Raw genomic sequence first — 20,013 nt, 5'->3', positions numbered from 1 at the left:
CCTGTGTTTATTTGTTCTATATATGTAGAAATAATCCCTAGTTATATGACATGATATATAGGATTTTATGTCTGCCGATTAATGAGTTCTTTTATCTTTGCGGCTTTTTAGAAGAATAAAAAGGAAAATTGAATTGTAAAAAACTATTTGCAATGAAAACTAGAAGTGAATTAAGTAAAAAAATTAATCGCAAGGCACGTATTTCAAAGTATATAATTTACAAAGAGACGCTTGTAGATTTCAGGGAGCAGTTTTGGTCGTTTCTTGGCGCTTTTATTGGTATTCTACTTATTGCATTACTGCAATCATACTATTTACCACAACTTGAGAATGTGCTTTTAATAGGTTCCTTTGGCGCCTCGAGCGTACTTATTTATGGTGCTGTAGAAAGTCCGCTGGCGCAACCTCGAAACTTTATTGGTGGGCAGTTAATTTCTGCTTTTATTGGTGTAACCATTTACAAGCTGGTGCCAGACCTCATTTGGGTTGCAGCTCCGCTAGCGGTAGCCACCTCAATAGTTGTCATGCAAATGACCAAAACGCTACATCCTCCTGGCGGTGCCACTGCACTTATTGCTGTTATCGGAACCGAAAAAATTAAATCGTTAGGCTATTTTTATGTCGTCTCACCAGTATTACTAAGTACTATAATACTTTTTATTACGGCACTCATTTTTAATAACATATCAAAGCACAGAAAATACCCAACCAATAGCAGGTTAACAACAGTGGTTAAACGTAGGGTACTGAGGATAAACAGAAGTTGAAATAAAAAATTATCGACCTATATTATTTATGTAATTTCAATTGAATCCGTTTCCTTGGTACATCTACCTGTAGCACTTTTACAATAACTTGCTGATGTAAATGAACATGTTCGTTTACGTCTTTAACAAAAGCATCCGAAAGATTGGATACATGTATGAGCCCACTTTCTTTTATGCCGATATCTACAAAACAACCAAAGTTTGTGATGTTATTTACAATGCCAGGTAACAGTTGCCCTTCATGTAGGTCGGTTATTGATTTTATATTTTGGTCAAAGGTGAATACTTTAGCTTTTTCGCGACGGTCTAGTCCTGGTTTTTCCAGTTCTGAACGTATGTCTTCTAAAGTGGGTAGACCAACATTAGCGGTGCAGTATTTTTGAAGTTCTAGTTCCATTAGTAACGACTTATTACCAATTAATGAAGGAATTTTAGTTTTTTTATCCTTCGCCATTTGTTTGACAATGCTATAACTTTCTGGGTGCACCGCAGAATCATCTAAAGGGTTTTCAGCATCCTTTATTCTCAAAAATGCGGCTCCCTGCTCAAAGGCTTTTCCACCTAAACGTGGCACGTCCATAATGGCTTTTCTACTTTTAAATGCACCTTTTTCCTTTCTGTAGTTTACAATATTTTTAGCCAACTTAGGTCCAATACCAGAGACATAACTTAATAAGGGAACACTAGCGGTATTAATGTTAACCCCTATTGAATTCACACAACTTTCTACTGCGACGTCAAGTGAATTTTTTAATTTGGTCTGGTCCACATCATGTTGATACTGTCCGACTCCTATCGATTTTGGATCTATTTTCACAAGTTCTGCAAGTGGATCGGCCAATCGTCTACCAATCGATACAGCTCCTCGTACGGTGACATCATAATTCGGAAATTCATCACGTGCAATTTTTGATGCCGAATAGATTGATGCACCAGCCTCACTCACCACAAATACTTCTACCGGATTATTGAATATTACTTTTTTGACAAGCTGTTCCGTTTCTCTTGAAGCTGTTCCATTGCCTATAGCAATAGCATCGATTTTATAGGCATTTACTAACGAACTTAATTTTTTGATAGCACCGCTTATATCGTTTTGTGGTGCATTCGGATAGATAGTTTCATTATGCACTAAATTACCCTGTGCATCTAAACACACTATCTTACAGCCCGATTTAAAACCAGGATCAATAGCAAGAATTCGTTTTTCTCCTAGAGGTGCTCCTAGTAATAATTGCCTTAGATTATTGGAAAACACATTAATAGCATCATCATCTGCCTTTTCCTTTGCTGTTTTTAGTAGTTCGTTGGATAATGATGGGAATAATAATCTTTTATACCCATCGGCAAGTGCCAATTTTATTTGGGAAGCACATTCATTAGTAGATGTGATAATTCTGTTCTCAATTCGGTCTAATAATCGTTCGTCATCTAACTCAATTTTAACCCTGATAAATTTCTCTGACTCCGCTCTTAGAATTGCCAATAAGCGGTGCGATGGACATTTATTAAGCGGTTCGCTCCAATCAAAATAATCACGATATTTCTGAGCTTTTTCTTCCTCTTTTTTGGAGGCAATTACCTTTGTGTATATAATGGCAAAACGGGATAATTGAGTTCTAATTTGGTTACGTATATCGGTTCGCTCATTGATCCATTCTGCAATGATGTTTCGAGCACCTTCTAATGCTTGGCCTTCATTTGCAATTTCCTTGTTTAGGTATTTTGAAGCTGTAAATTCGATATTATCTGAGCGTTGTGCCATGATGATTTTGGCTAATGGCTCTAAACCTTGTTTACGTGCTACTTCTGCTTTGGTCTTTTTACTCTTTTTAAAGGGGAGGTAAAGATCTTCTAATTGTGTAATATCTTCGGCAGTTTCAAATTTCTGACGAAGTTCAGCGGTTAGGGCATCTTGTTCCTCAACTGCCTTTATGACTGTTTTCTTTCGTTTTTCTAAGGTCTCGAATTGCTCCTTGTATTGAACAATTGCTCCTATCTGAACTTCATCTAAATTCCCTGTACGCTCTTTTCGATATCTTGAGATAAACGGGATCGTACAATCCTCATTTAAAAGTTCAATAGTATTTTGAACTCCTTTTACTGGAAGTTGAGTATGTTTTAGGATGTAACTGACCATCTGCTGGTCCAAATCCGTTTTTGCCATTTGAAAAGTGATTAATTAATTCCCAATCCATTCCCAACCCCAGCTTCATCAGGATTAACAAAGACCAATTTGCCGTCGGTATTTTCAGTCATCAAAATCATGCCTTCACTATCTACGCCACGAAGGGCGCGAGGTGCCAAATTGATTAAAACAGTCACCTTTTTTCCAACAACCTCTTCAGGGGTAAAACTTTCTGAAATCCCCGAAACTATTGTGCGTATATCTAAACCGGTATCTACTTTTAAAACTAACAATTTTTTGGTCTTTGCCATTTTTTCTGCTTCAATTATAGTTCCTACACGCATGTCTAGCTTAGAGAAATCATCAAAAGTAATTGTATCTTTTTGGGGCATTAGTTTTTTATTTTCGTTCGCATTCGCTTTTTTTGTGGCTTCCAGTTTGTCTAACTGAGCCTGAATTTCACTATCCTCGATTTTTCTAAAAAGTAACTCTGCTTGATTTATTTGGTGGTCTGCAGATAATAGTGGGTCATTTGATGACACCGATTCCCAGCTAAGGCTTTCGACTGCGCTCAGGTTGACATTGAGTATGTTTTTAAGTTTAGTGGATGTAAAAGGTAAGAATGGTTCGCTCAAAACGGCCAACGCAGCAGCAATTTGTAATGCAACAAACATGATGGTTTTCACGCGTTCTTCATCTTGTTTTATAACCTTCCAAGGTTCTTCATCTGCCAAATATTTGTTCCCTAAACGGGCCAAGTTCATTAACTCTTGTCCGGCTTCTCTAAAACGATAGCGCTCTATGGAACTTGAAATGGTCCCAGGATATAGCCGTAACTGCTCTAACGTATCCCTATCAATTTTTGTTAAATTCCCAGCAGGTGGTACCTGTCCGTCATAATATTTATGGGTCAATACAACTACTCGGTTTATGAAATTCCCGAAAATAGCAACCAATTCATTGTTGTTACGGGCTTGAAAATCTTTCCAAGTGAAATCGTTATCCTTCGATTCTGGTGCATTCGCCGTCAAGGTATACCGCAACGAATCTTGTAATTCCGGAAAATCAACTAAGTATTCGTGTAACCAAACCGCCCAGTTCTTCGAGGTGGACAATTTGTTGCCTTCTAAATTCAAAAATTCGTTGGCGGGTACATTATCCGGTAATATATAACTTCCTTCTGCTTTCAGCATAGCAGGAAAAATGATGCAGTGAAAAACAATATTATCCTTGCCTATAAAATGTACCAGTTTGGTATCCTTATCTTTCCAGTACGGTTCCCAATCCTTGCCTTCACGTGCTGCCCATTCTTTCGTGGACGATATATAGCCGATAGGTGCATCAAACCAAACATAAAGTACTTTGCCTTCACCACCTTCAACAGGAACAGGTATACCCCAATCTAAATCTCTAGTCACTGCTCTTGCTTCGAGACCACCATCAATCCATGATTTACATTGTCCGTATACATTTGATTTCCAATCGTCTTTATGTCCTTTTAGAATCCATTCTGTAAGAAATTCTTCATAACGATCTAATGGTAAGAACCAGTGTTTGGTTTGTTTAGTGGTAGGTATTGTTCCTGTTATGGTCGATTTCGGATTTATGAGGTCTGTTGCGTTCAAACTAGACCCACAATTTTCACATTGATCTCCGTAGGCTTCTTCATTTCCACATTTGGGACAGGTGCCTATGACAAAACGATCTGCTAGAAATTGTTGGGCTTCTTCATCGTATAATTGTGCAGTTGTCTCCTCAATAAAATCGCCTTTATCATATAGATTCAAAAAAAATTCTGATGCAGTTTGGTGGTGTACAGGAGCAGAGGTTCTAGAGTAATTATCGAATGTAATTCCAAAATCTAAGAAAGACTGCTTTATGATTGTGTGGTATTTATCAATGATATCCTTTGGGGTGACACCCTCCTTTTTTGCTTTCATTGAAATGGCAACGCCATGCTCATCGCTTCCACAAACAAATGCGACATCTTTTCCTGTTAATCGAAGATAGCGGGCGTAAATATCTGCGGGTACATAAACGCCTGCTAAATGGCCAATATGTATAGGGCCATTGGTATAAGGCAATGCTGCAGTAATCGTATATCGTGTGGGTGATTTAATATCGGACATCAAAATAAATTAGGCTACAAAAATAAAGATTTTATGGTGAGGGATTCGGTTCAAAGGGTAAAAAACAAAAAACCTTCGGTATGCATAAAAAAATGCGCCGAAGGTTAAGTACATCGTGGGAAACAGTTTAAGCTACCATCACAGATTTACTCATCTTTTGATTCTGTACACTGATACGATAAATGTACTTTCCGGTTGATAGTTGTTCGGGCATACGCTCTCGTATGTTTATTTCGGTCGAACCTTCAAACATCATTTCATTGAAAACGGTGCCAACATTCTGCCCTAGAATATTATATAATTGAATATCTACATGTGCCGAAAAAGGCATTTCTAGATAAATATGTGGTGTGCTATCCGTTGGATAATATGGTTTATGGACAACGGCGTTCAATAATTCTGGATTAAAGGGTGTTTCAGCTTCTTCGGTTGGTGGTACGGGTGGGGTAACCTCTCCATCACTATAAGCAATATCCGGAAATTCTTCACCACTACAGCTAAAGCCTAAATCTACAGGAACATAGGGCTTATAGTTCAGTAAATGAGCCTCTACTAAAGGAACATCGACACAAAGCCATTCTGCAAGTACCGTTGCATATAAGTCTCTAAAATCCATTGTATATTCTAAATTCCCACGTCCATCTGGGTCATCTAAAGTGGGGTGATCTCCAACGAAAGCACTACCGTTTAGGCCAGACCCAAAGAATAGTGTTGGTGATGCTTTACCATGATCGGTGCCATTAGAACCATTTTCAAAAATTCGTCTCCCGAATTCTGAAAAAGTCATACTCAAAACCTTATCATCTTGCTGTGTAAAGGCTAAATCTTCATAAAAATTATTGATGGCAACAGAAAGATTCGTCATTAAACGTGCATGGGCTTGGGGTTGATTGCCATGGGTGTCAAAACCGCCCATTGAAATCATGAAAACCTTTGTGCCTAAATTTCCTTTTATTAACCGTGCCAATAGTGCTAGTTGACGGGCAAAGCCATTTTCTTGATATTCAACTTGATTTTGGCCTCTTTCATAGGCCTCATGAATGAGTCCTGAATATTCATAGGTAGTATTGGCAACTCCTCTCAGAAACTTAAGTTGGTCTCCATACATGCAATTATTAAAAAGTGAATCATCTAAACCATAGACCACGCCAGATTCTGCAATTTCTTCAAGCTGATCTATATTGGAAGTCACAAAGGCATAATTAGTTTCATCACCTTGAAAGACCAAACTTCCGAATTGACCTATTTGAATAGCTGCTGGTGCCGCGGGTGGATTTATTAAGTAGTCTGGATAAATATTTTCAAAATGTCGACCCATCCAACCTGTATTAAGACCACTAAAGCCGGTTGTCTCTATATCGGTATTGGCGAAAATATCTGAACCGGTAAAATGTGATAAACTTTGGCCTTCATAACCTACGCCATGTACTGCTTTAAATTGACCTTCTTCCCACATAGGCGCCAAGGAGTTCATGTACGACGGAACCCCAAACTCATCGGTGAGTTTTAATACCTTACTTTCAGGAACATAAATATTAGGTCGTGCATTTGCATAACTGTCATATTGTTCTAGGGGTATTACTGTGCTCAAGCCATCATTACCGCCAGATAGACGGATCAATATTAAAATATTATCAGTTTCTGCTGCCGCTATACCCGCCGATAAGGGTGATGGGGCAGAAGCAGTTAACATGTTTGAACCGAGCATCATAGATCCAGACCCGGCAATGCCCATGGCTTGTAAAAAAGAGCGACGGCTCCAAGATTTATGTTCATCATCATGGCCTTTATGTTCTAGACCTTTATGAGGAGAGTGTTGTGTATTGCACATAGCAGTAGGGGTTATTTTAGTTGAAACTCAGGTTGTCTTGCTAAATATTGTAGTAAAAGATATACTTGAAAAGGGGCTTGCGGCCAAGTTGCCAAGGTCCAAGATTCTTGGTTTCCGCCTTCATAATACACATCTTCTATATCACTTCTAAATATTGCGAACGCCTTTGCGTATTCAGGCTCGTCTAATAGTCCCTTGGGGAGAATAAAGTCTATGATTAGCCTTGCAATCACATCAGGGTTGGTGCTTGTCAAGCCTGCATTCCCAGAAATATCTAACCCTAATGTTCTAAATTGTTCATTATCGGGAATGTAAAAATTTTCTAGAATACTTTCAATGGTCAACCAACGACCGATGATGAAATTTGTATTGATCCAAGACCGGTCACGTTGCCATCCGGCTACATCAAAAGGTTCAAAGATTTCTTGGCTCAGTAAAGCACTATAGTTGACCATTTCGGCAACATTAGTATCTGTATATATGAAATCTGTTTCTTTCAGAGTGTGAAAATAAAAATCAATCGGACTTTTAATGATGACACCAATGGCTTCATCATCAAAGAAATGTTGACTTTTAAATAACTGTCTCAATACAGGGGCGATTTCAAAGTTATTCGACACAAATGTTGCCACCATACCATCTATGATGGTTTGGGCGTTATTAGATTCATCCCTAGAATCTGGATGGACAAAAAACTCATATAATTTGCGACAAATAAATTCTGCTATTTCATTTGACCGTTGGTTAAAAAGGTTGTCGATTACCTGTTCATATCCAAAATTTTCCGTTTGACCAAAAATGGTTTTTGAACCAGCATCATGTTTTGTTAGGTCAAAAGCGACGGGTGAACATCCAATCTCACCACGCTCAACGTATCCACTAAGAGCTCTAGCGGTTTCTATTACATCATTTTCTGTATATGCATTACCTTCACCTAAAGTGAAAAGCTCATATAGTTCACGTGCATAATTTTCGTTAGGGTTGTTCCCATTATTAAATACACCATCCAAATAATATAACATGGCATTTGTTAACCCTATTTCACTCACGAACGTTTTAAAATTACCTATCGAATTTCGTTGTAGGCAATCTATATACTGATAAAGAAAAGAGTTGCAATTATATACTTCTAACTCTGTTACAAAATGATTGCTCCAAAAAAAGCTTAACCGGTCTCTTAGATTATTGTTCAACAGTGAATTAGCATAAGCTAGCTGAAATTCTGATTTCTGTTGGTTTCGTAATTGGTTTCGGGCATCGTCATCCTCCGGATAATTCGCATTGGTCCAATTGGCCCAGGTTGGTTCAGGAATAGGAGACATATTAATAGCTTCGTCTATTAGACTGTCTATTAAATTACCTGTATTTTGTCCAGTCGCTTGGTTAATCGTTGAAATTGAAGCGCTAAAACCTAATCTTCTATATAAGTGAGATGCTCTTACTTGGTCTAAATTAGCTGTATACGGAGCAAGAGAAGAAGTATTACAATTAATGAAATATTCCATAATCTTAAAATAGGCATTTGTATTACGTTCGTAGAGTTGGGGCTTCTAAGCTAAACGTTTCGAAATTTGGTATAGTATTTAAACTAACTATTTTAGATGTTTTATTTATCAAATAACGATATTTTATACTAAAAAAGCGTCGAAATACTTGCATTTTCGACGAATTACACGTTATTGTATCGGTAATATGGGAAAACATAATGAATTCGGAAAAGAGGGAGAGCAAATAGCAGTAGAACATCTTATAAAAAATGGGTATAATATTAGGTATCAGAATTATAGATACCTAAAGGCCGAAATTGACATAATTGCTCAAAAGAAGGATATTTTGGCAATAGTAGAAGTACGGTCTAGAAGCTCTGATTATATTGAGAACATTGCTGAAACTGTTACGTCGAAAAAAATTAAACTTTTGGTTATGGCTGCAAATCATTATGTTACGAATAATGATTTAGACGTTGACGTGCGCTTTGATATTATTACGGTTCTCAAGAATAAAAGCCGATTTGAACTAGAACATTTAGAGGCTGCATTCTATCATTTTTAACTAAACTACTCGTTAAGTAGGTTTTATACAAAAACATTTTGTTTTATTTGTAACAGGTTGTTATATTTGTATAACAACCAAGCAGTACAATGAAAACAATATCATCAGTCGTAGAAGAGTACATTAAAAAAAAACCATTCTTACAAAGCGCTCTAGCGCAGGGTATTATAAATCTCACCTCATTATCAAGAATAGTAAAGCCAGAGATTGAGCATGAATTAGGAAAAGATATTCGTAACGGTGCCATCGTAATGGCATTAAAGAGATTATCGGATGATTTGGAATTTAGGGCTACTCATAAAATTTTAAAGGTTTTAAAAAATATTGGCGAAATAACCGTGCGTTCCTCATTGACCGATTATACTTTTTTAGCATCGGATAAAATTTTGGTACATCAAGCTAAATTGTTGGAAGAAATCAATAATAACCAAGATGTATTTTATACCTCTAGTCGAGGTGTTAACGAAATTAATATTGTCATCAGTAATGTGATGGACAAAACGGTGGAGCTGTTGTTTAAAGATGAAAAATGTACACAGAAAGCAGAAGATTTATCTTCCATTACCGTAAAATTACCAGCTGAAAATGTATCTGTGCCTGGTATTTATTACTTTATTTTTCAGCGTTTGGCATGGGAGGGTATAGTGCTCAATGAAGTAATTTCGACAACCAATGAATTTACCATTGTTGTAAATGATGAACAAGTTGACATAGCTTTCAAAACTATTAAGGATTTGAAATCTCTTTAATTTTCTAGAAATTCAATTACCTCTTTATCTGATTCTGGTTTGTCAACAAAGCGTTTTTCACTATCTAAAATAAAGTAGGTCGGTGTGCTTTGAATATTGAAGGTGCGTGCATATTCACTTTCCCATTTACCTAATGCAATAGCGTGATTGAAATTAGGCATGGTAGCGGAGACATTTTTCCAGTTGGTTTCATCATCCTCTAACCCAACAGCCACTATTTTTAATGAACTTAAATTTTTCAGAGCTTTGTGCAATGCCGGGAGCTCATTTAAACAGTGAGAACAAGTACTACTCCAAAATATAAGCAGGTAGTTGTCTGCTTTTTCCATTGTAGAAAGTGAATGTTTTTTCCCTTTGTTTTCCCAAACAATATCTGGTGATACGGCACCAATTCTAAGTCTTGCAGCAGAGGTGATATCATCTACCATTTTTTGATTGCCATTTGCAATCGCTAATTTCTTTAAATGGCTATTGAAAATATAATCTGCTACATTTGACATGGAGTTAACACCTGCTATTTCCCATAATTGATGTAAAGCTTTTATTTGAAACCCTATAGGAGTGTCTTTAATAATTTCAGCCGTATTCGTTACATTTTTAATCACTTCTATTTCTAATTCTACTTGTGTTTTAATATCAATAGGTAAAGCAGAAAAAACGTAATTGGAGAATTTATTAGTAAGAAAATTCGAGCTTTGTAAAACAACATTATTAATGTTTAAATAATCAAAATGATGTTGTTTTTTATGTTTTAAAAACACTGCTAAACTTTCATAATCTTTTGGGAGATATGTTCTATTTGATTTAATAAACGAATGTGCTAAGGTACCTGTATAGTTTTCTTCATATGTCTTTTGAAGATTCTTTAATTTAAGTACTATGGTACTATATTCTTCTTTAGAATCACTTCTATTCTCATAGAAGTCCATTAATATATCTTGTGCTGTATTTATCTTTGAAAGGTATTCGTTGTACCATTTGTTTTCTTCTGAATTGGTAATAGTCAGACCCTCTTGAAGACTAAAATTGAATTTTACATGTTCTTTCGTGTTATAAATTACATCAATATAAAATTCATCTTGTGGCACGGCATACACCAATCTGTACATTCCAGCCTGCGCGGTTACAGGGATTTTAATAGTAAAAGAACCGTCTTTGATAGACGTATCAGCTATATATCTTTCTCCACTAGGGGTTAATTCATAGGCAATTAACCATTTAAAATCTTTAGGAGGGGAGAAATTTCCGGAAATAAATCCTTGGGCGTGCAACCCGATAGAAATCAATATTATGTAAAAAGTAAAAAGTAGTTTCATATAGAAGTTAAAAACAATTATCGAACCAAAATAAATCAGAAAATAACATTCTTCTGCCTATAAAAGTCAGTGTGTACTAGAGTCCTTTTTTTTGATGTCTGAATAGGCTTGGTTTTTTTAGGTTCCAAGAAGGGAATAGAACTATTTGATTTCATCTTGTAGGGTTATTACTGTAGTTCTCTTTCGATGCCCATATAATCTAAAGTTTCTATAATCTTGATAATCTCTTTTTCATGGATAAATCCATCGGAAATGGCTACTTCATCCAACAGTTTGGCTAAAGTTTTCTTTTTATCCATTGGCATAAGACCTAATATTTTATAGGCATTGGCCTTACTTAAATTTCTTGCCTGTCCTATAAAAAAGCTATCAAAACTAAAACGTTCCATTAATTGGATGAGCAAATTCATTTCGCCGGGATCAACTTTACTATCAGCTAGGATGACGTAATCAACCATCTTAACCAAAGCCAATTTCTCCTTTTGTGTAAATTCCATAATACTATTCAGATTCTTCACCAATACCAATGTTAATAAACGTATCTATAATTAGTGTCATTTCTTTTTTATGTACAGATCCGTCTGACATAGCTACTTCATCTAAAATTTTAGCCAAAGCTTTCTTTTGCTCGTAAGGCATATTATATAGGGTTACGATAGCATCATCATAATCTAGTTCCTTAGCTTGATTTAAAAATGCATCATCAAAACCGATACCTTTTTTCATATTGTCCAGTACTATCAATTCGCCAGGATGTACTTTGCCATCTGCCTTTATAACATCGTAAATCATTTTTACAAAGGCTATTTTAACGGATTCCTCAAACTTCATATTTTCGTTTTAAGAGTAGAAAGATAAGCAAAATGATAAGAATTTATGGTGTCATTTGCGAATGACTCTACACTATTTATTAGGGTCAATAATTGATGTAATAGCTATAGGTTACAGAATCCTTCACCGTCACCTTTTCTTATGTATACTTTAGGAAATTAGGCTCTTTCTCCCTCTAAAATAAAGTATCGAGTTTCAGTCATTTTAAGTGGGTCCAATACATGAGTATTTATATGTTCACAATATGGAACATCAGGAATTCGCCCTATCAACAAAGCTTGTACATCTATGCTTGGCACATATTACCACTATGTGCTGGGTTGAAACCATAACAGAACCTTTCCTGTTTTTTCTACCATTTATGTCAACGTATTTTCACGATTCACGGCATTAGCCTCCTTAAATAGGTCGCTATGGGCGAAAGTATCAGCTCTGTTGGGAAAACCGGCTGTATGTTAGGTTACATTTTATATAGTAACTTCTCTGTGTAATGCTTCGGTTATATCTTTACTTTAGCATCTATCTACCCCAGCTTAAATTGTCAAGTTCTCAAATTCTGAAATGTATGTAGAGATAGGATTTCTAATTAAATTCCACCTTCTTTATAAAGGGTTAGTAATCCCATTCCCGTTATGGGTTTGAATATAGAATATATCTGTACGATGGTATTCCTGTCCATTGGCTTCTTAGCTTCTTTGTCCACAAATTCAAATGCATTAAAATATATTTCTTAACGTTCTTCAAAAATAAGTGCAGATACACCGGTAATATTTTTGGTCTCCACAAAAATTTTAAGTACTGAATCTATTCGTGCTTTTGTTCTAGGTGCTATGATGACGGGTTCTGCGATCAGTATTTTCCTTAGTAATTCTTTGCAGGCAAAAACAAATAGATACAAAGCAAAAAGCGAGGATGAATTTTTCAGGAGTTATTGATTGAAGGTATGTACAAAAAGTACGGAAAATCATATAATAAAAGCAATCTGTTTACTTGGCTAATGTGCGTACTTGTTCCCAGATTTTAGTACTTATCGGCATACCTTCCGTAAGGTTTTTTGTTCTAGTAGCCAATGTACGTTCACCGGGATAAAAAGTACTATTCCCTTTTTCCATAGGAGATACGTCGTGAGTGTACTGAATAATCTCGTTCACTAGTTTTTCTTGTAATTCACCATCTTCGAAAACCCTAGGGTCAATGCATAGAAACACTTGTGAAATGCTTGTTTCATGACCTTTTTGACCAATTTTATAGGTAGAATTTCCAGCGGATAATAATGTTGCCAGTATATCCAAAATCATGGATAGGGCAGAGCCTTTCCAATATCCTACCGGAATCGCTCGGCCGGAGTCCAAAATGTCTTTGGGTTTTTTGCTTAATTGGTTGTTATTATCCCAGCCTCCATGAAAAGGTAACTGTTCATCTTTTAAATGGAGACTTTCCATTTTGCCAAATGAAAATTGAGATAATGCCATGTCTAGTACTACATGACCACCTTCTCTGGGAATTGAAATAACCAACGGATTATTACCAATGCGATTGTCCCTGCCGCCCCAAGCGGGCATATTGGGCGTAGTGTTGGTGAACATAATGGAGATACAGCCCTGTTCAGCGGCTTGCCAACCATAGGTGCCGCCACGCATCCAATGATTGGTATTACGCAAAGCTACCAAACCAATGCCGTGTTCTTTTGCCAATGTAGTTGCTCTGTCTGTACATGAAATAGCATTGAGTATTCCTGCGCCTAAATTACCATCCCAGCGTTCCATGCTGCCCATTGAGGCTATTTTTTCTGCAGTGGCATCTGTTTTCACAATGCCTTTGCGTACATAATCTAAAAACACAGGCACTCTGTTAATGCCATGTGAGTTAATACCGTCTAACGTGCTTTCTGCATGAGTTATTGCCAGTAATTCGGCTTGTACTTTTGGAAAAGAATACTTGTGAAATAGCGATTCCAAAACTAGTTTCATTTCATTAAATGAAATTTTTACTTCGCTCAACGTAATTACTTTTTAAGATTATTTTTTTCATTAATTTACGTACGTTGAGTGCTTTTTTATAACCGGATGAAATTATATTCTAAAGCGAAATAGGTATTGACACTATCCCAACATATAGTTAATATAAATAGGAATAGCTTCTTTGCAGCTAATCTCATTACTAATTTTCCGCTAATTCTTCTGAACTTTTACAACACCGATAGCCGAAAAAATATGGTTCATGACATCATTTTCCTTTTTATGTACAAAACCATCTGAAATAGCAACGTCTTCTAAAATCTGGGCGAGTTTGTCTTTTTTTTCCTGTGGCATCTCCTTCAATATTACCACACTTTGCTCTGTATCAATTGTACGGGCCTGAATCAAAAAATTACTATCAAAATCAATTACTGCCATTAATTGACTCAGTGCGTTTATTTCTCCTTTGTGAACTTTACCATCGGCCACAATTACAGAATCGATAACATTGACCATGGCCAATTTTTCAGATATATTAAATTTCATTTAAACTGTTTGTTTCTCTTTTATTTCAAATGATTTTAAAGCTAAATATGCTCTGTCTACAGATCGTATATTTTCAAAAACTAACAATAATCGAAGTCCATTACGGGTTTGTTTCTCTTTTATTTTACACTGCTGTGCATGTGATTGCGCATAGTGTAATACACGAGTAAACGTTGTTGTCTGATAGAATTCTGATTGTTGGTTACTTATAAAATATCCAATCATTTTACCTTGTTTCATAACGATTTTCTCCAGACCGATGCTATTTGCAATCCATTTGATGCGAACGGAATTTAATAAATCTGCAGCTTCATCAGGGAGCTCTCCAAACCGATCTACCAATTGTGCCTCAAATTTTTGAAGGGCTTCTTCGTTCTTAACTTGATTTAAATCAGTGTATAAGGTAAGCCTTTCTGTAATATTATTGATATAATCATCTGGGAACAGGAGTTCGAAGTCTGAATCTATCTGTGTTTCTTTGACAAAAATCTTTTCATGTGGGCCCTCTACTTCTTCATATAATTCTTTAAACTCATTTTCTTTTAGTTCATCAATCGCTTCAGCCAATATTTTCTGATAGGTTTCAAAACCTATTTCATTGATGAAACCACTTTGTTCGCCACCTAAAAGGTCACCTGCGCCCCTAATTTCTAAATCTTTCATGGCAATATTAAATCCGCTTCCTAATTCTGTAAACTGTTCTAATGCTTCAATTCGTTTACGGGCATCATTGGTCATAACTTCGTAGGGTGGTGTAATAAAGTAACAAAATGCTTTTTTATTGCCACGACCTACACGGCCACGCATTTGATGAAGATCGCTCAAGCCAAAATTGTTGGCATTATTTATGAAAATAGTATTGGCATTGGTAACGTCCAAGCCACTTTCAACAATAGTGGTAGAAACAAGTACATCGAATTCACTGTTCATGAAGCTCAACATTAGGGCTTCGAGTTTTTTCCCCTCCATTTGACCATGTCCTATAGCTACTTTTGCATTCGGTACCAGACGCTGAATCATCCCTGCAACTTCTTTTATATTTTCAATACGGTTATGAATAAAGAACACCTGGCCTCCTCGCTCGATTTCATAACTTACGGCATCCCTAATGATTTCTTCATTAAATCGTACTACATTGCTTTCTATAGGGTACCTATTAGGTGGTGCCGTATTAATAGTAGAAAGATCACGTGCTGCCATAAGGCTAAATTGAAGGGTTCGCGGAATTGGAGTTGCTGTTAAAGTGAGCACATCAACATTTTCTTTAATAGACTTTAATTTGTCTTTTACTGCCACTCCAAATTTTTGTTCCTCATCTACAATTAAAAGGCCCAAATCGTTGAATTTAACATTCTTGTTCACTAATTGATGTGTACCAATAATGATATCTACCTTTCCTGAAGCCAATTTCTCTAAGGTCTCCTTTTTTTCCTTTGCTGTTCGAAATCGATTCAGGTAATCTACGGTAACAGGCATTTCCTTTAAGCGTTCGGTAAAAGTTCGGTGGTGTTGAAATGCTAATATTGTGGTCGGGACCAAAATTGCCACTTGTTTACCATTGTCAACGGCTTTAAATGCGGCACGTATAGCAACTTCTGTTTTTCCAAATCCAACATCTCCACAAATTAAACGATCCATTGGTCGTTCACTTTCCATGTCTCTCTTTACATCTTCAGTAGCGGTACTTTGATCGGGCGTATCTTCATAAATGAATGAAGCTTCGAGTTCATTTTGAAGGTAGCTGTCTGGGTTATATTGAAATCCTTTTTCAAGTCTTCGTTTCGCATAGATTTTAATTAGGTCAAAAGCAATTTTCTTAACCCTGGTCTTTGTTTTTTCCTTGATTTTTTTCCAAGCTCCAGAACCTAATTTGTAGATTTTTGGAGGAGTACCGTCTTTTCCATTGAATTTGGAAATTTTATGTAACGAATGAATGCTAACATAAAGAATGTCGCGCTCGCCATACATTAACTTTATGGCTTCTTGTTTTTTGCCTTCTACATCAATTTTCTGGAGTCCGCCAAACTTACCAATACCATGGTCTATATGGGTTACATAGTCTCCAACTTCAAGCTTGTTCAGTTCCTTTAAGGTAATGGCTTGCTTTTTGGCATAGCCATTTTTTAGATGGAACTTGTGGTAACGTTCAAAAATTTGATGGTCGGTATAGCAAACTAATTTTTGGTCAACATCTACAAAACCTTGAAACAAGGGAAAAACGATAATTTGATAATGTACCTGTTCGTTGACTTCTTCAAAAATGTCATGAAAACGTTTAGCCTGTTGCTCGCTAGCACAAAAAATATAGTTGGTATACCCTTGTTCGCGGTAACCGTTAAGATTTTCGATGAGCAAGTCGAATTTTTTATTGAATGAGGGTTGGGGTTTGGTGTGGAATTCTACCATGTTCGATGCATCCCTCTGAGAATCCATCGTCAAACATGTGAAATTTAATAGGTGCTGCTTAAATTCGGCACCACCCATAAATAATTCTTCTGGTTCTGCATGTTTGATGTCTTTTGATAATTTGGTAAAAGCCTCTTTTGCTTTTTCATAAAATTCATCTAAACGGCCATATAAAAAGTCAGTATTTTTAGAAAAAACCAAGGTTTTTGATGCTACATAGGTTAAAAAGCTTTGTCTTTTTTCATTCAAAAACTTGTTAGCCATGTTGGGTACAACGGTAATTGATTTCACCTTTTCTTTTGACAGTTGTGTTTCCACATCAAAGGTTCTAATACTATCTATTTCGTCACCAAAAAATTCAATACGATAGGGTTCATCATGAGAAAAGGAATAAACGTCTACAATGCCTCCGCGAACTGAAAATTCGCCTGGTTCCGTAACAAAATCAACCCGTTTGAATTTATATTCGAATAGTATCTCGTTCAGAAAATCTAAAGAGAGGGTGTCTCCCAATTTCATCTTCAAGGTATTCTTGTCCAGTTCTTTTCGAGTAACTACTTTTTCAAAAAGAGCATCGGGGTAAGTGACAATGATTGCAGGTTTTTTTCTTGAATTTATCCGGTTTAAAACCTCTGCACGTAAAAGCACATTGGCATTGTCTGTTTCCTCAATTTGATAGGGTCTTCTGTAACTACCTGGGTAAAAGAGCACATCATCTTCACCAATAAGCCGTTCTAAATCATTAAGGTAATAAGCAGCTTCTTCTTTGTCATTAAAAATAGCGAGAAAGGGGCGTTCTGTATGGTTAAAAACAGAAGCCAGAATAAAGGAAAGGGAAGAGCCCATTAGTCCATTTAATTGGATGTTTTTAGTTGCTGTAGTTTGAGAATTGGCAATAGTGTCTAGCAGTTTCTCGGTTTGGGGAGACTGATCGTACCGTTGTTGGATAGAAGAATGGCTCAACAGTTATTTTTTTTTACAAATATAAGGATACCGACGGAATGGATACAATTCATTTTTATCGAATATGGGTCACGTAGTAGCCCATAAAAGTTGCAATTTAGAGTGTTGCAAATAACCTAACTAAACTTTGCAAATGATATAGTGTTGAAAATGGTTGGTGGCGTAGTTGAAATATTATATAAATATGGATGAAAAGAAATTTGATGTTTTTGTCATTGGTAGTGGCGTTGCCGGATAAACGGTGGCCAAAGCTTGAGTAAAAGCTGGTAAGAAAGTAGCAATAGCAGATATTCGTGAATTTGGAGGCACTTGCTCGAATAGGGGCTGTGATTCAAAAAATATTTAATAGGTGCAACCGAAGCCTTCGAATTGACTCAGAATTTAATTGGAAAAGGTATTTGTAAATCGACAACAATCAATTGGGAGCAACTACAAAAGTTCAAAAGAAGTTTTACCGAAAATATTCCTGCCTCGACCGAGAAGAAATTAAAGGAATTGGGAATGAAGTTATACCACCAATCTCCAAAATTTGTAGATGAACATACCTTGTTAGTAGAGGGTGAGACAGTAACTGCAAGTCAGATTTTAATTGTTACGGGGTTAGTGCCTCGAACGCTTTCAATTACAGGTTCAAAGCATATTAAAATAAGTGATGATTTCCTCAACCTTAAAAAATTACCCAAAAGTATTGTTCTTATTGGCGCAGGTTATATTGGAATGGAATTCGCACATATAGCAGCCAGATCAGGTGCAGAAGTTACTGTTATAGATACAGGAAAGAGACCATTGAAAGCTTTTGATCCTGATTTGGTAAAAGAGCTAACAAAATATTCTGAATCAATAGGAATTAAATTCATATTCGGGGCTAAACCAATAGCTGTAAAGAAAAAAAGGAAACGTTTTAAATTGTCTTATGAAGTTAAAGGTGCTTCGAAAACAATCAAAACTTATGTTGTTTTTAATATAGCAGGAAGAGTGCCAGCATTATCTAATTTAGATTTGGAAAGAGGGAATATAGCCTTCAATGAAATAGGTATTGAAACAAATGTCTATTTGCAAAGTGCCAGTAATTCGAATGTGTATGCTTGTGGCGATGTTTCTGATAAAAACGTTCCATTAACACCACTATCTGGCAGGCAAGGGCATTTGGTTTTAGAAAATATGTTGAAGGGTAACCAGCAACAATTGGAAGTTCCAGTTATTCCATCCTTGGTATTTACACTGCCTAATTTGGCAACAGTCGGTTATTCTGAGAAGGAGGTAAGTAGTAAGTATAAAAATATTCGAGTCAATTTTGAAGTCGAGACGGGTTGGTTCAATGCTAAGCATATTAATGTGCCTCTGTATGCTTATAAAATTATAACGAATGATCGCACAGGAGAAATTGTAGGTGCACATCTTTTAGGTCCACATGCGGGAAAACAATTAATATTTTTGCACTCGCCATCGATAAGGGGATGACCGACAAAGATATGAAATCTACTATTTTCTCTTATCCATCTTGGGTAAATGATATAAAAAGTATGGTTTAGAAATAACGCTCTAATCGTTCTTGCAATTTTTTAAATGGATTGGTCTGTCTGTTTTTATACGCATGTGCTATAATGGCTATAAAAAGGATAATACACCCAGTCAGTGCAGTAAATGCGATGGTTATATAAGCATCTTGATGTCTGCTGTAAATAGCGAAAAGTGCCCAAATACCTACAGCTGTGAATTCTCGCATATTTCGTTTCCAAATCATTAAAAGGTTAAGTGCAACGGCAACTATAATCATAATGATAGTCCAAGCGACTTCAGAAAATATACCGCCATTCCAATCTAGTTTGCTTAAATAAGCCGAGATGTTGGCAATAGTTGCTACAGATATCCATCCACTGTAAAGACAGATGGGCCACCAAACAAATGCAATGGTAGTTATTGGAGCATCCCAACGTTCCATATTTGTGTTCAGAATGACCTTAATCAGTGAAAATAGAATTCCAAACATAATAAGTACGGATAGTCCCGTATAATCATAAACAAATGCAAAGACCCAACAACAGTTTAGCACATTGGCCAATATGAACCAATACCCTGTATGTTTAATGAACAAACTTTCTTTTTTACTAAAAAAGGCTCTTCGAATCTGAAAAATACCATAAGCCAATAAGGCTAAAAATATAATACCCCAAATGGCAAAAGCATAACTAGCGGGTGTAAATAGATTAACATATCGAGCACTAATTTCACCAATCGTAGTGTTATTAAATGAAAAGACCTGTGAGATATAATTTACGACGATAACTAAAATAACCGATGCTAAGTTGAGTACGGATAGCTTTTTCTTCATAAGGC

General features: G+C 36.3%; 16 protein-coding genes. 4 read left to right on the top strand and 12 right to left on the bottom strand.

The features are described 5' to 3' along the window. Positions 1-152 precede the first annotated feature (152 nt). Positions 153-767, top strand: coding sequence for an HPP family protein (locus ES765_RS13845; RefSeq protein WP_138114909.1), 615 nt, complete (start codon positions 153-155; stop codon positions 765-767). A 22-nt stretch (positions 768-789) separates the two neighbouring features. Here the strand turns inward: ES765_RS13845 and ES765_RS13840 are convergent, their stop codons facing one another. The 4 genes from ES765_RS13840 to ES765_RS13825 form a co-directional block, all read right to left on the bottom strand. Further along, positions 790-2,907: a Tex family protein gene (locus tag ES765_RS13840; RefSeq protein WP_138114948.1), complete on the bottom strand. Its 2,118-nt coding sequence runs from the start codon at positions 2,905-2,907 to the stop codon at positions 790-792. A gap of 38 nt (positions 2,908-2,945) precedes the next feature. Further along, complete coding sequence (gene metG, locus ES765_RS13835) at positions 2,946-5,024, bottom strand: methionine--tRNA ligase (RefSeq protein WP_138114908.1); 2,079 nt, start codon at positions 5,022-5,024, stop codon at positions 2,946-2,948. A 127-nt stretch (positions 5,025-5,151) separates the two neighbouring features. Beyond that, positions 5,152-6,855 (bottom strand): DUF1501 domain-containing protein, encoded by a 1,704-nt coding sequence (locus ES765_RS13830; protein ID WP_138114907.1) that lies wholly within the window; start codon positions 6,853-6,855, stop codon positions 5,152-5,154. Positions 6,856-6,866: 11 nt separating this feature from the next. Beyond that, positions 6,867-8,360 (bottom strand): DUF1800 family protein, encoded by a 1,494-nt coding sequence (locus ES765_RS13825; protein WP_138114906.1) that lies wholly within the window; start codon positions 8,358-8,360, stop codon positions 6,867-6,869. A gap of 187 nt (positions 8,361-8,547) precedes the next feature. On the opposite strand from ES765_RS13825, the gene ES765_RS13820 reads away from it, so the two are divergent. Then, complete coding sequence (locus ES765_RS13820) at positions 8,548-8,907, top strand: YraN family protein (protein ID WP_138114905.1); 360 nt, start codon at positions 8,548-8,550, stop codon at positions 8,905-8,907. An 89-nt stretch (positions 8,908-8,996) separates the two neighbouring features. Further along, positions 8,997-9,656: an aspartate kinase gene (locus tag ES765_RS13815; protein WP_138114904.1), complete on the top strand. Its 660-nt coding sequence runs from the start codon at positions 8,997-8,999 to the stop codon at positions 9,654-9,656. On the opposite strand, the gene ES765_RS13810 is transcribed toward ES765_RS13815, so the two are convergent. From ES765_RS13810 to mfd, 7 genes are all read right to left on the bottom strand, one after another. Continuing rightward, positions 9,653-10,972 (bottom strand): TlpA family protein disulfide reductase, encoded by a 1,320-nt coding sequence (locus ES765_RS13810; protein WP_138114903.1) that lies wholly within the window; start codon positions 10,970-10,972, stop codon positions 9,653-9,655. The genes ES765_RS13815 and ES765_RS13810 overlap by 4 nt on opposite strands. Before the next feature lie 167 nt (positions 10,973-11,139). Beyond that, a complete protein-coding gene (locus ES765_RS13805; RefSeq protein WP_138114902.1) occupies positions 11,140-11,469 on the bottom strand; it encodes a hypothetical protein in 330 nt (109 codons plus the stop codon). 4 nt (positions 11,470-11,473) lie between these two features. Next, positions 11,474-11,803, bottom strand: a complete 330-nt coding sequence (locus ES765_RS13800) for a hypothetical protein (RefSeq protein ID WP_138114901.1) — start codon at positions 11,801-11,803, stop codon at positions 11,474-11,476. A 586-nt stretch (positions 11,804-12,389) separates the two neighbouring features. Then, positions 12,390-12,530 carry a serine hydrolase gene (locus tag ES765_RS22945; RefSeq protein WP_138114947.1) on the bottom strand — a complete coding sequence of 47 codons (141 nt, stop codon included), beginning with the start codon at positions 12,528-12,530 and terminating at the stop codon, positions 12,390-12,392. A gap of 259 nt (positions 12,531-12,789) precedes the next feature. Continuing rightward, a complete protein-coding gene (gene yiaK / locus ES765_RS13790) occupies positions 12,790-13,803 on the bottom strand; it encodes a 3-dehydro-L-gulonate 2-dehydrogenase (protein ID WP_212744244.1) in 1,014 nt (337 codons plus the stop codon). A gap of 171 nt (positions 13,804-13,974) precedes the next feature. Further along, positions 13,975-14,307 (bottom strand): TerB family tellurite resistance protein, encoded by a 333-nt coding sequence (locus ES765_RS13785; RefSeq protein ID WP_138114900.1) that lies wholly within the window; start codon positions 14,305-14,307, stop codon positions 13,975-13,977. Further along, positions 14,308-17,676, bottom strand: a complete 3,369-nt coding sequence (mfd, locus tag ES765_RS13780; protein WP_138114899.1) for a transcription-repair coupling factor — start codon at positions 17,674-17,676, stop codon at positions 14,308-14,310. Positions 17,677-18,045: 369 nt separating this feature from the next. On the opposite strand from mfd, the gene ES765_RS13775 reads away from it, so the two are divergent. After that, on the top strand, positions 18,046-19,137 hold the full coding sequence (locus ES765_RS13775) for a dihydrolipoyl dehydrogenase family protein (protein ID WP_249356435.1): 1,092 nt from the start codon (positions 18,046-18,048) through the stop codon (positions 19,135-19,137). 67 nt (positions 19,138-19,204) lie between these two features. Here ES765_RS13775 and ES765_RS13770 read toward each other — a convergent pair whose 3' ends face one another. Continuing rightward, entirely contained in the window at positions 19,205-20,008 is an 804-nt protein-coding gene (locus ES765_RS13770) for a tryptophan-rich sensory protein (protein WP_138114898.1), read from the bottom strand. Positions 20,009-20,013 lie beyond the last annotated feature (5 nt).

This window comes from Maribacter sp. ACAM166, assembly GCF_005771495.1.
GTDB lineage: Bacteria > Bacteroidota > Bacteroidia > Flavobacteriales > Flavobacteriaceae > Maribacter.
Note: the sequence above shows the minus strand (reverse complement) of the source record. Positions and strands in the feature narration are given on the sequence as shown.